Here is a 13,699-nt window from a genome sequence, read left to right on the forward strand (position 1 = left end):
CGGCGGCGAAGCCCCGTCTCCCCCAGCCGCCGCCCCGCCGATCCAGCCCCGCCGGCGCTTGGGGCGCCGGGGCCGGGGGCGAAGCCCCGGTACCCGGTTCCCAGCCGCCGCCCCGCATACCCAGCCCCGCCGGCGCTTGAGGCGCGGGGTCCGGGGCGGAGCCCCGGTCTTCAGCCCCGCCGGCGTTTGAGGCGCGGGGCCGGGGGCGGGGCCCCCGCGGCGGGGCCGCGCCCCGGGTCAGAACGTCAGCCGGAACAGGGCTCCGCCCCCCGGCGCGGCTTCCGCCACCAGCTCCGCCCCGTGCGCCCGCGCGATCTGCCGCGCCATGGCCAGCCCCAGCCCCGACCCCGGCAGCGCCCGCGCCGCCTCGGCCCGGTAGAACCGGTCGAAGACGTACGGCAGGTCCTCCGCCGCGATCCCCGGCCCGTGGTCCCGTACCGTCACCACCGCCCCGACCCCGGCCCCGCCCCCCGGCGCCGTCAGCTCCACCTCCACCGGCAGCCCGGCAGGGCTGAACTTCGCCGCGTTGTCCAGCAGGTTCCCCAGCAGCCGGCTCAGCCGGGCCGGCACCCCCGCCACCACCACCCCACTGCCCGCCTCCACCCGCACGCGCAGCTCGACCGGTACGTCCGGCCAGTGCGCCCGCGCCGCCCGCACCCCGTGTTCCACCAGCGCGTCCAGCCGCACCTGCTCCACCAGCGGCTGCGGCTCCTCGTCCCGGGCCAGCTCGATCAGGTCGTTCACCAGCCCCGTCACCTCCCGCAGCTGCCGCCCCAGCGCACCGGAGGCCCGCTCGCGCTGCGCGGGGGTGAGCCGGTCGGCCCGGGCCAGCAGCTCCGCGTTGGTCCGCAGGGCCGTCAGCGGGGTCCGCAGCTCGTGGGAGGCGTCCGCGACCAGCCGCCGCTGGGCGGTCACGGACTGCTCCAGCTCCCCGAGCATGGTGTTGAAGCTCCCGGCCAGCCGGGTGATCTCGTCCTCCCGCCCCGGCGGAGGGAGTTCGATGCGGTGCCGGGGGTCCCGGGTCGCCGCGATGCGCTCGGCGGTGGCGGTGAGCCGGGTGACGGGAGCCAGTCCGGTCCGCGAGACCCAGTACCCGAGCACGGCGGCGAGCAGCACTCCGGCCGCCGCCGTCAGGAGGAGCCACCACGCGGCCTCCTCGATGCCCGCCTCGACCCGGTCGGCCCGCAGGGCCACCTGCAGCGCCCGCCCGTCGGCGTAGTCGGTGGTGAGCATCCGCGCGGGGTGCCCGGCGAGCACGAAGTCCGTGTAGTACGGGGCCCGCTCGCCCCGCGCGACCTCCCGGGCGGCCGGGTCGACGGGCAGCAGTCCCGGCGTACGGGGGTCCCGGGCCGGATCGGCCGGGACCACCTCCGCACACGCCGGGGCGGCCAGGAAGCGGCACTCCCCGGCCAGCGGGCCCGGCCCGGCACCGGGATTGCGCTGGGCGGCGAGCCGGGCGGACTGGGTGAGGCTGAGGTCCAGCTGCTGGTAGAGCGCCCCCCGTACGACGAAGAAGGCCGCGGCGCACACCCCGACTGCCACGAGCGCCACCGCCGCCGTGGCGGCCAGCGCCAGCCGGGTGCGCAGCGGCCTGCGCCTGCGCCAGGCCGCCCCGAGCCGCCGCCGGCCGCGCCCCCGCCCCGGCCGGGCCCCGGACCCGGAACCGGCCCCGGTCACGCGGTGTCCAGCCGGTAGCCGACCCCGTGCACGGTGTGGACCAGCCGCGGCTCGCCCCCGGCCTCCAGCTTCCGGCGCAGGTAGCCGACGTACACGGCCAGCGAGTTCGAGTCCGGCCCGAAGTCCCGGCCCCACACCAGCTCCAGGATCAGCTCGCGCGGCAGCACCTGGCCGGGGTGGCGCAGCAGCAGTTCCAGCAGCGCGGCCTCGGTGCGGCTGAACTCCAGCGGCCTGCCGCCGCGCTGCCCGGTACGGGTCGCGGGGTCCAGGACCAGGTCGGCGAAGGCCGGCGGGGCCGCGCCCGCGGGCTCGGGCGCGGCCCGCCGCAGCAGCGCCCGTACCCGGGCGACGAGTTCGTCCAGCGCGAAGGGCTTGACCAGGTAGTCGTCGGCGCCCGCCTCCAGCCCGTCGACGCGTTCGCTGACCGAGCCGAGCGCGGTCAGGACGAGTACGGGCGTCCGGTCGCCCAGCGCGCGCAGCTGCCGGCACACCCCCAGCCCGTCCAGCACCGGCATCATCACGTCCAGGACGACGGCGTCCGGCTCCCAGGCCGCCACCTCGGACAGCGCGGCCAGCCCGTCCGCCGCCCCCCGCACCTCGTAGCCCTCGACGGCCAGGCCGTCCTCCACGGCGGCCCGCACCTCGGGCTCGTCGTCCACCACCAGAATCCGATGCCTGTTCAGGGAGCTCATGGACAAAGCCTGCCAAAGTCCCGTCGCGTTCCTCTTAGAACCTTCTTAGGGCGCACCAGCAGGGTGCGTCCATGACCACAGGCACAGGAGACACGCGAGACGCACAAGACATACGGGACACGCCCCGGGCACCCCTCTCCGTCGTGATCGGTGCGGGGGGCACCGGCGGCCACATCTATCCGGGGCTGGCCCTCGCCGAGGCGCTGCGCGCGGCCGTCCCCGGCGCCGTGGTCTCGTTCATCGGGACCGAACGGGGCCTGGAGACCGAGCTGATCCCCCGCGCGGGCTACCGCCTCCACACCGTCGACATGATCCCCTTCGATCCCGCGCTGGGCGCGAAGCGCTATCTGCTGCCCGCCGCGCTGCTGCGCTCGGCGCACCAGGCCCGTGCGGTGATCCGGGCCCAGGGCGCGCACGCCGTCGTCGGCATGGGCGGCTATCCGAGCGCGCCCGCCGTGCTCGGTGCCCGCCTCGCCGGGCTGCCCGCCGTGATCCACGAGTCCAACGCGGTACCCGGCCGCGCCAACCAGTTCGCCGCCCGGCTCACCCCGCACGTCGCGGTGGCCTTCGACCGCAGCCGCGGACACCTCGCGGGCGGGGCGCGGGCGCTGACCACCGGGATGCCGATCTCCGCGGCCCTCGCCGGACTCGCGGGCCTCCCCGCGGCGGAGCGGGCGGCGCTCCGCGCCGAGGCCCGGCGGGCCCTGCGGGTTCCCGCCGGGCGGCGGCTGGTGGTGTTCAACGGCGGCAGCCTGGGCGCGCTGCGCCTGACCGGTGCCGCGGCCGCGCTGGCCGGGCTCTGGCAGGGGCGGGACGACGTACAGCTGCTGGTCAAGACGGGTCCGGCGGCGCTGGCGGACACCGAGCGGGAGCTGGCCGCCTCGGGCGGCCACCGGATCGCGCGGGCCGTGCCGTACCTGGACCGGATGGACCTGGTCTACGCGGCCGCCGACCTGGTGGTCTGCCGGGCGGGCTCGGCGACGGTCGCGGAGCTAGCCGCGACCGGGGTCCCCGCGGTGCTCGTCCCCTACCCCCACGCCCCGGGCGACCACCAGACCCACAACGCCCGTGTCCTGTCCGACGCGGGAGCCGGGCTGCTGCTGCCCGACGCCTCGACGACCGGCGAACGCCTCGCCGGACTGCTCGGCCCCCTGCTGGCCGACCCGGCCCGGCTGGCGGCCATGGCCGGCGCCGCCGACCCCGGCCCGCACGCGCGGGCCGCCGAACTGCTGGCGGCGGAGGTCCTCCGGGTCGCCGGCCTCGTCCCCGTCCCCACCCCCCTCATGGAGCGCATGTGAACAGCTGGACCGACCGCACCGTCCTCGTCACCGGAGCCGAGGGGTTCATCGGCTCGACCCTGGTGGACCTCCTGGTGGCACGAGGTGCGCGGGTGCGCGCCTTCGTGCACTACAAGCCGTACGCGGAGAAGGGCAACCTGGCCCGCTACCTCGCCGACCCGGACGGTCCGGTGGAGATGTGGGCGGGGGACGTCCGCGACGCCGGGCGGGTCAGCGACGCGGTGGCGGGCTGCGACACCGTCTTCCACCTGGCGGCGCTCATCGGGATCCCGTACAGCTACGCCTCGCCGGGCGCGTACGTGCAGACCAACGTCACCGGCACGCAGAACGTGGCGGAGGCCTGCCGCCGCCACGGGGTCCGCCGCCTGGTGCACACCTCCACCAGCGAGGTGTACGGGACGGCGCTGACCGCCCCGATCGCCGAGAGCCACCCGCTGCAGCCGCAGTCGCCGTACTCCGCGTCGAAGATCGGCGCGGACATGATGGCGCTCTCCTTCCACCACGCCTTCGAGCTGCCGGTGACGGTGGTGCGCCCCTTCAACACGTACGGCCCCCGCCAGTCGGCCCGCGCGGTCGTCCCCACGATCCTGGCCCAGCTGCACGCCGGCGCGGCGGAGATCCGCCTCGGCTCGGTGACGCCCACGCGGGACTTCACGTACGTGACGGACACCGCGGCGGGCTTCCTCGCGGTGGCGGAGTGCGACCGGGCCCTGGGCCAGGTGGTCAACCTCGGCACGGGCGAGGAGATCTCCGTGGGCGACCTCGCGCGGGCCCTGATCGCGGCCTCGGGCCGGGAGGCGGAACTGGTCGTGGACCCGTCCCGGCTGCGCCCCTCGGGCAGCGAGGTCCAGCGCCTGCTGTCGGACAACACCCGCGCCCGCGACTGGGCGGGCTGGCAGCCGGAGGTCTCCCTGGCGGAGGGCCTGCGCCGGACCTCGGACTGGATCGCGTCCCACCTCCACCTCTTCGCCCCGGACCGCTACGCGGTGTAGCCCGGGCCGGCCCGGCCTGCGCTCAGCTGCGCAGGCTCCGGACGTCCAGGTGCCGCAGCACCCGGTCGACGATCTCGGGATCGGAACCGGGTTCGCTGCGGGCCGCGAGGACCTCGTGGCGGGCGGCCGACATCATCTCGCGCTGGATCCGCTGGATGTCCCGGATCCGCTCCACCCGCTGCGCGTACGCCTCCCGCCGTTCCTCGTCCACCATGTCGGGGCTGATCCGGGCCCCCACCTCGTACGCACGCCGGTACAGCGTCTCCACCAGGTCCTCCGCGAGGTCCTCCACCTCCTGGATCTCCTTGAGCCGCCGCTTCGCCGCCTTCGCCGCGCGGACCGCCAGCTGCCGCTCGGTCTCCCGCTCCGCGTCCGGGTCCGCCTCCACGCCGAGCCGCCGGACCAGCCACGGCAGGGTCAGTCCCTGGAGCACCAGCGTCGTCATGATCACGGCGAAGGCGATGAAGACGATCTGGTCCCGGGCGGGAAAGGGGTCGCCGGCGTCCGTACGGAAGGGGATGGCGAGGGCCAGCGCGACCGAGGCCACCCCCCGCATCCCGGCCCACCACATCACGACGCTCTCCCGCCAGCTCAGCGGGATCTCCTCGTCGTAGTCGCGCCGCTTGTGCAGCTTCTTGGCGACCCAGCCGGCCGGCAGCAGCCACACCAGCCGTACGCCGACCACCACCGCGACCACGACGGCCGCCCACCCGGCCATCTCCCCCGCGCGCCCCTGGGCGGTGCCGAACACGTTGTGGAGCTCCAGCCCGATCAGCCCGAACGCCACCCCGGTGACCAGGACGTCGACGACCTCCCAGAAGGTGTGCCCGGCCAGGCGCCCCAGGACGTCGTCGGCGTCGGTGGCGTACTCGGCGAGGAACAGTGCGGTCGTCAGGACGGCCAGCACCCCCGACCCCTGGAGTTCCTCGGCCACCACGTACGCCACGAACGGCACCAGCAGCGTCAGACCGATCTGGAGCGTGGCGTCGCCGAGCCGCCCCATCAGCCAGTGGGTGGCCCGGCCGAGGGCCAGGCCGACGGCCACGGCGACGACGGCGGACAGGACGAACTCCCCGAGCGCGTCGGGCCAGGAGAAGCTTCCGCTGACGGCGGCGGCGACCGCCACGTGGTAGAGCACGATGGCGGTGACGTCGTTGAAGAGCCCTTCGCCCTCCAGGATCGACACCATGCGGCGGGGCAGGCCGAGCGATCCGGCGACGGCGGTGGCCGCGACCGGGTCGGGCGGGGCGACGAGTGCGCCGAGCGCGACGGCCGCGGCGATCGGCAGGCCCGGCACCACGGCGTGCGCGACGGCCGCGACGGCCGCGGTCGTGACGAACACCAGCGCCACGGCGAGCAGCAGGATCGGCCGGACGTTGGCGGCGAACTGCCGCCAGGAGGTGCGCTGCGCGGAGGCGTAGAGCAGCGGGGGCAGCACCAGCGGCAGGATGTACTCGGGCGGGATGTCGACACTGGGCACGGCCGGCACCAGCGCGAGCACCACCCCGCCGAGTGTCATGAGCACGGGCGCGGGCAGCCCGAGCCGGTCTCCCAGCGGAACCGTCACCACGGCCCCGAGCAACAGCACGAAGAGCAGAGCAAGCTGATCCACTCCCCCACCCTGCCAGTCCGCTGCGCTCGGCCAAGCACCCGGCAAACCCCGGCCCCCGTGTCGCCCCCGCCCCCGCCGGACCGATCCCGGCCCGGCCCGGGACGCGGCCCCGGCCCACCCGTCCCAGGCGGCGTCGCGCTCCGGCGGGCAGTCCTCGGCCTGCGAGGGCGCCGCCGAGGGCTGCGCGGCGGACCGCGACCCGCGCCGGGACGGGTGGGCTGGGGCGGCCCCGGCCCACCCTTCCGGCACCCCACGCCAAGGCCGCCCCAGCCCCGCCGACGTTCGAAGCCCGGGCACGGGACGGCAGCCCCGGCCCCCACCCGCCCGGCCACGGCAGGGCGATTCCAGCCCCGCCGGCGCTTGAGGCGCGGGCACGGGGCGCAGCCCCGGCCTCCACCCGCACCGTACCGAGGCCCGGCGCGGCCACGTGCGAACCGGCCTCCGCCGCGGAGGCGGCGAGCCGGGCCCGGGTCAGGCCGGGGAGCCGCCCGCCAAGGAACGCCGCATCGAGCGGTGGGGGATCCCCGCGTCCCGGAACTCCGGCCCGTAGGCCGCGTACCCCAGCCGCTCGTAGAAGCCGAGCGCATGCGTCTGCGCACCCAGATCCACCGCGACCAGCCCCATCCGCCCCGCCTCGGCCTCGATCGCGCGGACCAGCGCCACGCCCACGCCCAGCCCGCGCGCGGACTTCCGTACGGCGAGCCGGCCCAGCGAGCCGACCTCCTCGGACCCGGTCTTGGCCACGGCCGCGGCCCCGTACAGCAGCCGCCCCGTGCCCAGCGGCACCCCGTCCGGCCCCACGGCCAGCACGTGCACCGCACCCGCGTCGTACGCGTCGTACTCGATCGACTCCGGCACCGACTGCTCGACCACGAACACCTCGGTCCGCACCGCGAAGCAGGACTTCAGGTCCTCCTCCGAGGCGACGACCCGGACCTCGACCGGAGAGGTCACTCGCTCTCCGCCCGGATCACGTCCAGCGCGTGCTGCAGGTCCGCCGGGTAGGTGCTCTCGAACTCCACCCACTGCCCGTCCGAGGGGTGCTCGAAGCCGAGCCGCACCGCGTGCAGCCACTGCCGGGTCAGCCCCAGCCGCTTGGCGACGGTCGGGTCGGCCCCGTAGGTGAGGTCGCCGACGCACGGGTGCCGGTGCGCGGACATGTGCACGCGGATCTGGTGCGTACGCCCGGTCTCCAGCTTGATGTCCAGCAGCGAGGCGGCGCGGAAGGCCTCGATGAGGTCGTAGTGGGTGACGGAGTCCTTGCCGTCCTGGGTGACGGCCCACTTGTAGTCGGCGCTCGGGTGGCGGCCGATCGGCGCGTCGATCGTGCCGCTCATCGGGTCCGGGTGTCCCTGCACCAGCGCGTGGTAGCGCTTGTCCACGACCCGCTCGCGGAACTGGTTCTTCAGCGAGGTGTACGCCCGCTCCGACTTGGCGACGGCCATCAGGCCGGACGTGCCGACGTCGAGGCGGTGCACGATGCCCTGGCGCTCGGAGGCGCCGGAGGTGGAGATGCGGTAGCCGGCCGCGGCGAGGCCACCGATGACGGTGGTGCCGGTCCAGCCGGGGCTCGGGTGGGCGGCGACGCCCACCGGCTTCATGATGACGACGATGTCGTCGTCGTCGTGGACGATCTCCATGCCCGGCACGGGCTCGGCGACGACCTCGACCGGCCGCGGCGGCGCGGGCATCTCGACTTCGAGCCAGGCGCCACCGTGCACGCGCTCGGACTTCCCGACGACGCTTCCGTCGACCGCGACCTTCCCCGCGGCCGCGAGTTCGGCCGCCTTCGTCCGGGAAAATCCGAACATACGGGCGATGGCGGCGTCGACGCGCTCGCCCTCGAGGCCATCGGGAACGGGCAGGGTGCGGATCTCGGGAATCGTACTCACCTGTCGAGTATGCAGGACTCGGCGGGAGAGCCGTCCCGCGATCAGTCCTTGTGCACGGTCCCGTCCGGGTCCAGGCCCTTGAACGAGAGCAGCACGATCAGGATGCCGCCGCACACGATCGCGGAGTCGGCGAGGTTGAACACGGCGAAGTGGGCGGGCGCGATGAAGTCGACGACCGCGCCGCGGAACACGCCCGGCGAGCGGAAGATCCGGTCCGTCAGGTTGCCCAGCGCCCCGCCGAGGAGGAGGCCCAGGGCGATCGCCCACGGCAGGCTGTAGAGCTTGCGGGCCAGCCGTACGATCACGACGATCACGGCGGCCGCGATGCAGGTGAAGAGGATCGTGAAGGCCTCGCCGAAGCCGAACGCGGCGCCCGGGTTGCGGACCGCCTCGAACCTCAGGAGCTCGCCGATGATCTCGATCGGCGGCTGGTGCTCCAGCTTCGCCACGACCAGCATCTTGCTGCCGAGGTCGAGCGCGTAGGCGAGCAGCGCCACGACGAGCAGCGCCACGATCCGCCGGTGCCCCTTGGCCGCGGCGGGCTCCGGCTGGGCGTCGTCCCCGACCTCCGGCGTACCGATGATGCGCTCCGCCTCTGCCACGTGAGTCCCTCGAACTAGCTCGAACCAGGTCCGCCAGGTTCCTGGACCCTGACGAGACACGAGGGTACGTCAGGGCGCCCGCACGACGCCCGTCAGGAGGTCCACTCCGTGCGGAAGGCACCTGCGGCCCTTCCGGCGGCCACCGACGGTGACCACCGGAACACCCGCAGGCCCTTCAGTGGCGCCGCTCCTGCTTCTGCTTGCAGTCCACGCACAGGGTGGCCCGCGGGAAGGCCTGCATCCTGGCCTTCCCGATGGGCTTGCCGCAGCTCTCGCAGAGCCCGTACGTGCCCGCTTCGAGCCGCTCCAGGGCCCGCTCGGTCTGCTCCAGCATCGAGCTGGCGTTCGCCGCGAGCGCCAGCTCGGACTCCCGGGTGATGTTCTTGGTGCCCGTGTCGGCCTGGTCGTCGCCCGCGCCGTCGCCCGAGTCCCGCATCAGCCCCGAGATGGCCACCTCCGAGGCGTCCAGCTCGCTGCGCAGCCGCAGGACCTCCGAGGCCAGCGCCGTACGGGCCTCCTCGACCTCCGGCGGCGTCCAGGGGTCCTCCCCGGGCCGTACGGCGAGCTCGCCGTGCGCGGAGGTGGCCGTGGCGCGCGTCTTGGGCAGGCCGCTGGTGGCGGCCGCGGCCGTCTTCCGCGTCGTCCCGGTGCTCTTCTTGGCAACCACTTTCCGGACTCCCGTCTTCTTCGCGGCCTGCGCCGCCCCCTCGGCCGCGGCCGTCTTGGCCGTGGCCTTCCGCTTGTCGACGGCGGTCGTCTTCTTGACTGCGGTCGCCTTCCTGGTGGTCGCCTTCCGGGTCACGGCCGTCTTCACGGCGGTCCCGTCGGCGGCTGCCGCCTTCCCGGCCGCTGCTCCGGCCGCCACCGCCTCGGTCACCACGGTCTTCTCGGCCACGGCTTTCTTCGCCACGGTCTTCCCGGCCGCAGCCGTTCCGGCAGTACTGCCGGCGGTCTTCTTCGCCACCATGGCCGCGGCCCCTTCACATACTGTGATCATTGCTCGCGAATCCGTGCCGGAACGATAAGTCGGCACCGGCCCCGCGGCAACGGGGCACGCATCCGTCGAGGTCAACCTGCATCCGTTGTGCCCATCCGGAGCCCCGATAACCCGCCCCACCCGCCCCTCCGGGATCCGTACCGGCGCGTCGGCCCGTTCGGGTCACTCCGGCGCCCGTTCCGCGCCCCCGCCACGCCGCGCCGGCCGCCCCGCCACGGGCCCCCGTAAACCGGTCTGCCGGGGCGCCCCCGGGCCCGTACACTGGCCCCAGCGAGAGGCATGGATGGGGACGAGTAGCGTCGGACGCAGCCAGGAGCGACCCGGGGACGGTGAGAGCCCGGGGGCGAGCGCGATGCGAAGGATCACCCCGGAGCCGCCGGAAGAAAGCCCGTACGGATCACCGTGGGGCGAGTAGAACCGGCTTCGCACCCCAATGAGGGGGCCGCCGGATCCGTCCGGGGGCCAAGGAGGGTGGTACCGCGGGAGCAGTTGCGCTCTCGTCCCTCCGGACGGAGAAGACACCCGCCGGAGGAAGAGTTCAGCCTCATGACCACACCGCCGCAGTACCGCCCGGTACCCGCCCAGGTCGACCTGCCCGCCCTCGAACACGCCGTCCTCGACTTCTGGCGCGAGAGCAAGACCTTCGCCAAGACCCTGGAGCAGTCCGAGGGCCGCCCGGAGTGGGTCTTCTACGAGGGCCCGCCGACCGCGAACGGCATGCCCGGCGCCCACCACATCGAGGCCCGCGTCTTCAAGGACGTCTTCCCCCGCTTCCGCACCATGCGCGGCTACCACGTGGCCCGCAAGGCCGGCTGGGACTGTCACGGCCTGCCCGTGGAGCTGGCCGTCGAGAAGGAACTGGGCTTCAACGGCAAGCAGGACATCGAGGCGTACGGCATCGCCGAGTTCAACGCCAAGTGCCGCGAGTCCGTGACCCGCCACACCGACGCCTTCGCCGACCTCACGACCCGCATGGGCTACTGGGTCGACCTGGACGACGCCTACCGGACCATGGACCCCGAGTACGTCGAGTCCGTGTGGTGGTCGCTCAAGGAGATCTTCAACAAGGGCCTGCTCACCCAGGACCACCGCGTCGCCCCCTGGTGCCCGCGCTGCGGGACCGGCCTCTCCGACCACGAGCTGGCCCAGGGCTACGAGACGGTCGTCGACCCCTCCGTCTTCGTCCGTTTCCCGCTGACCTCCGGCCCGCTGGCCGGGCAGGCCGCCCTCCTGGTCTGGACGACGACCCCCTGGACCCTGGTGTCCAACACGGCCGTGGCCGCGCACCCCGAGGTCACGTACGTCGTCGCCGTCCGCAGCGGCGACGACGGCACGGAGAAGCTGGTCGTCGCCCAGCCCCTGCTGGAGAAGGCCCTCGGTGAGGGCTGGGAGGCCACCGGCGAGTCCTTCACCGGCAAGGAGATGGAGCGCTGGACGTACCAGCGCCCCTTCGAGCTGGTCGAGTTCCCGGAACCCGCCCACTACGTCGTGAACGCCGAGTACGTCACGACCGAGGACGGCACCGGTCTGGTCCACCAGTCCCCCGCCTTCGGCGCCGACGACCTCGCGGTCTGCCGCGCGTACGGCCTGCCCGTCGTGAACCCGGTCCGCCCCGACGGCACCTTCGAGGAGGACGTCCCGCTCGTCGGCGGCGTCTTCTTCAAGAAGGCCGACGAGAAGCTGACCGCCGACCTCGACGCGCGGGGCCTGCTGTTCAAGCACATCGCCTACGAGCACAGCTACCCGCACTGCTGGCGCTGCCACACCGCGCTGCTCTACTACGCGCAGCCGTCCTGGTACATCCGCACCACCGCCGTCAAGGACGCGATGCTGCGGGAGAACGAGAAGACCAACTGGTTCCCGGACTCCGTCAAGCAGGGCCGCTTCGGCGACTGGCTGAACAACAACATCGACTGGGCGCTGTCCCGCAACCGCTACTGGGGCACCCCGCTGCCCATCTGGCGCTGCGAGGAGAACCACCTCACCTGCGTCGGCTCCCGCGCGGAGCTGAGCGAGCTGTCCGGCACGGACCAGTCCGGCCTGGACCCGCACCGCCCGTACATCGACGACGTCACCTTCACCTGCACGGCGGAGGGCTGCGAGCTGACCGCGGTCCGCGTGCCGGAGGTCATCGACGCCTGGTACGACTCGGGCTCGATGCCGTTCGCACAGTGGGGCTACCCGTACAAGAACAAGGAGATCTTCGAGAAGCGCTACCCGGCGCAGTTCATCTCGGAGGCCATCGACCAGACCCGCGGCTGGTTCTACACGCTGATGGCGGTCGGCACCCTCGTCTTCGACAAGTCCTCGTACGAGAACGTGGTCTGCCTCGGCCACATCCTCGCCGAGGACGGCCGCAAGATGTCCAAGCACCTGGGCAACATCCTCCAGCCGATCCCGCTCATGGACCAGCACGGCGCGGACGCGGTGCGCTGGTTCATGGCGGCCGGCGGCTCCCCGTGGGCGGCGCGGCGCGTCGGCCACGGCACGATCCAGGAGGTCGTCCGCAAGACGCTCCTCACCTACTGGAACACGGTCGCCTTCCAGGCCCTGTACGCCCGCACGTCGAACTGGGCCCCCTCCGCGGCGGACCCGGCACCGGCGGACCGCACCGTCCTGGACCGCTGGCTCCTCTCGGAACTCCACACCCTCACCACCGAGGTCACGGAGGCGATGGAGGCGTACGACACCCAGCGCGCCGGCAAGCTGCTGTCGGCGTTCGTGGACGACCTGTCGAACTGGTACGTCCGCCGTTCGCGCCGCCGCTTCTGGCAGGGCGACGCCGCGGCCCTGCGGACCCTGCACGACGTGGTCGAGACCGTCACCCGCCTCATGGCACCCCTCACCCCCTTCATCACGGAGCGGGTCTGGCAGGACATGATCGTCCCGGTCACCCCGGACGCCCCGGAGTCGGTGCACCTGTCGTCCTGGCCGCAGGCGGACACCTCCGCCGTGGACCCGCTGCTGTCGCAGCAGATGCAGCTGGTCCGGCGCCTGGTGGAGCTGGGCCGCGCCACGCGCGCCGAGTCGGGCGTCAAGACCCGCCAGCCGCTCTCGCGGGCGCTGGTCGGCGCGGTGGGCTTCGACGCGCTGTCGGCCGAGCTGCAGGCGCAGATCACGGAGGAGCTGAACGTCTCCTCCCTGGCCTCCCTCTCGGAGGTCGGCGGGTCCCTGGTCGACACCACGGCGAAGGCCAACTTCCGTGCCCTCGGCAAGCGCTTCGGCAAGGGCGTCCAGGACGTCGCCAAGGCGGTGGCGGCGGCCGACGCGGCGGCGCTGTCGCTGGCGCTGCGCTCGGGGACGGCCACGGTCGAGGTGAACGGCGAGCCGGTGGCCCTCACCGCGGAGGAGGTCATCATCACGGAGACCCCGCGCGAGGGCTGGTCGGTGGCCTCGGACTCCGGTGCGACGGTCGCCCTGGACCTGGAGATCACCCCGGAGCTGCGGCTGGCGGGCCTGGCCCGTGACGCGATCCGCATGATCCAGGAGGCCCGGAAGAACTCCGGCCTCGACGTGGCCGACCGGATCGCCCTGAGGTGGGTCTCCGACGCGCCGGAGGTGGTCACGGCCCTGACGGACCACGCGGCCCTGATCGCGGACGAGGTCCTGGCCACGGACTTCGCATCCGGCGAGGCGGACGCGGCGTACGGCGAGGCCTTCACGGACGAGGCCCTGGCCCTGACCTTCCGCCTCCGCAAGGCGTAACCCCCGACCGGACCCGAACGGCCCGCACCTCCCCTTCCCGGGGGGGTGCGGGCCGTTCCCCTTTCTCCCCGCGCCTCAATCGCCAGGCGGGGCTCAAAGACGCCCTCGATCGCCGGGCGGGCTGAAATCCCGCTGCACCCACCCCGCCGAGCCAGATCCAGCCCCGCCGGCGTTTGAGGCGCGGGGTCTGGGGCGGAGCCCCGGAGGGCCCGGGCGGAGCCCGGGTACGGGA

The 13,699-nt window shown here is 74.0% G+C and carries 10 protein-coding genes; 3 read left to right on the plus strand and 7 right to left on the minus strand.

Annotated elements, in window-relative coordinates:
• Nucleotides 1–237: 237 nt before the first annotated feature.
• Complete coding sequence (locus tag ACFWUZ_RS07780; RefSeq protein ID WP_384368724.1) at nucleotides 238–1,677, minus strand: sensor histidine kinase; 1,440 nt, start codon at nucleotides 1,675–1,677, stop codon at nucleotides 238–240.
• A complete protein-coding gene (locus ACFWUZ_RS07785; protein WP_384368727.1) occupies nucleotides 1,674–2,369 on the minus strand; it encodes a response regulator transcription factor in 696 nt (231 codons plus the stop codon). Before ACFWUZ_RS07785 ends, ACFWUZ_RS07780 begins: the two co-directional genes overlap by 4 nt.
• Before the next feature lie 71 nt (nucleotides 2,370–2,440).
• On the opposite strand from ACFWUZ_RS07785, the gene ACFWUZ_RS07790 reads away from it, so the two are divergent.
• Nucleotides 2,441–3,667: a glycosyltransferase gene (locus ACFWUZ_RS07790; protein WP_384368730.1), complete on the plus strand. Its 1,227-nt coding sequence runs from the start codon at nucleotides 2,441–2,443 to the stop codon at nucleotides 3,665–3,667.
• Nucleotides 3,664–4,659, plus strand: a complete 996-nt coding sequence (locus ACFWUZ_RS07795) for an SDR family NAD(P)-dependent oxidoreductase (RefSeq protein ID WP_384368733.1) — start codon at nucleotides 3,664–3,666, stop codon at nucleotides 4,657–4,659. Before ACFWUZ_RS07790 ends, ACFWUZ_RS07795 begins: the two co-directional genes overlap by 4 nt.
• A gap of 22 nt (nucleotides 4,660–4,681) precedes the next feature.
• Here ACFWUZ_RS07795 and ACFWUZ_RS07800 read toward each other — a convergent pair whose 3' ends face one another.
• The 5 genes from ACFWUZ_RS07800 to ACFWUZ_RS07820 form a co-directional block, all read right to left on the minus strand.
• Entirely contained in the window at nucleotides 4,682–6,271 is a 1,590-nt protein-coding gene (locus ACFWUZ_RS07800; RefSeq protein WP_384368736.1) for a Na+/H+ antiporter, read from the minus strand.
• Nucleotides 6,272–6,742: 471 nt separating this feature from the next.
• Entirely contained in the window at nucleotides 6,743–7,225 is a 483-nt protein-coding gene (locus ACFWUZ_RS07805; protein ID WP_384368739.1) for a GNAT family N-acetyltransferase, read from the minus strand.
• On the minus strand, nucleotides 7,222–8,163 hold the full coding sequence (locus tag ACFWUZ_RS07810) for an RluA family pseudouridine synthase (protein ID WP_384368742.1): 942 nt from the start codon (nucleotides 8,161–8,163) through the stop codon (nucleotides 7,222–7,224). Before ACFWUZ_RS07810 ends, ACFWUZ_RS07805 begins: the two co-directional genes overlap by 4 nt.
• 41 nt (nucleotides 8,164–8,204) lie before the next feature.
• Complete coding sequence (gene lspA / locus ACFWUZ_RS07815; protein ID WP_384368745.1) at nucleotides 8,205–8,765, minus strand: signal peptidase II; 561 nt, start codon at nucleotides 8,763–8,765, stop codon at nucleotides 8,205–8,207.
• A 175-nt stretch (nucleotides 8,766–8,940) separates the two neighbouring features.
• Nucleotides 8,941–9,762 (minus strand): TraR/DksA family transcriptional regulator, encoded by an 822-nt coding sequence (locus ACFWUZ_RS07820; RefSeq protein WP_384368748.1) that lies wholly within the window; start codon nucleotides 9,760–9,762, stop codon nucleotides 8,941–8,943.
• Nucleotides 9,763–10,308: 546 nt separating this feature from the next.
• Between ACFWUZ_RS07820 and ileS the strand changes: the two genes are divergently transcribed.
• Complete coding sequence (ileS, locus tag ACFWUZ_RS07825; protein ID WP_384368751.1) at nucleotides 10,309–13,467, plus strand: isoleucine--tRNA ligase; 3,159 nt, start codon at nucleotides 10,309–10,311, stop codon at nucleotides 13,465–13,467.
• Nucleotides 13,468–13,699 lie beyond the last annotated feature (232 nt).

Origin of the sequence: Streptomyces sp. NPDC058646 (assembly GCF_042716875.1) — a bacterium.
Lineage (GTDB): Bacteria > Actinomycetota > Actinomycetes > Streptomycetales > Streptomycetaceae > Streptomyces.

What these genes read in the sequence shown, in the direction of transcription:
- ACFWUZ_RS07790 (WP_384368730.1), top strand. Translation starts at nt 2,441, where the DNA reads ATGACCACAGGCACAGGAGACACGCGAGACGCACAAGACATACGGGAC.
- ACFWUZ_RS07820 (WP_384368748.1), bottom strand. Translation starts at nt 9,762, where the DNA reads ATGATCACAGTATGTGAAGGGGCCGCGGCCATGGTGGCGAAGAAGACC.
- ACFWUZ_RS07785 (WP_384368727.1), bottom strand. Translation starts at nt 2,369, where the DNA reads ATGAGCTCCCTGAACAGGCATCGGATTCTGGTGGTGGACGACGAGCCC.
- ileS (WP_384368751.1), top strand. Translation starts at nt 10,309, where the DNA reads ATGACCACACCGCCGCAGTACCGCCCGGTACCCGCCCAGGTCGACCTG.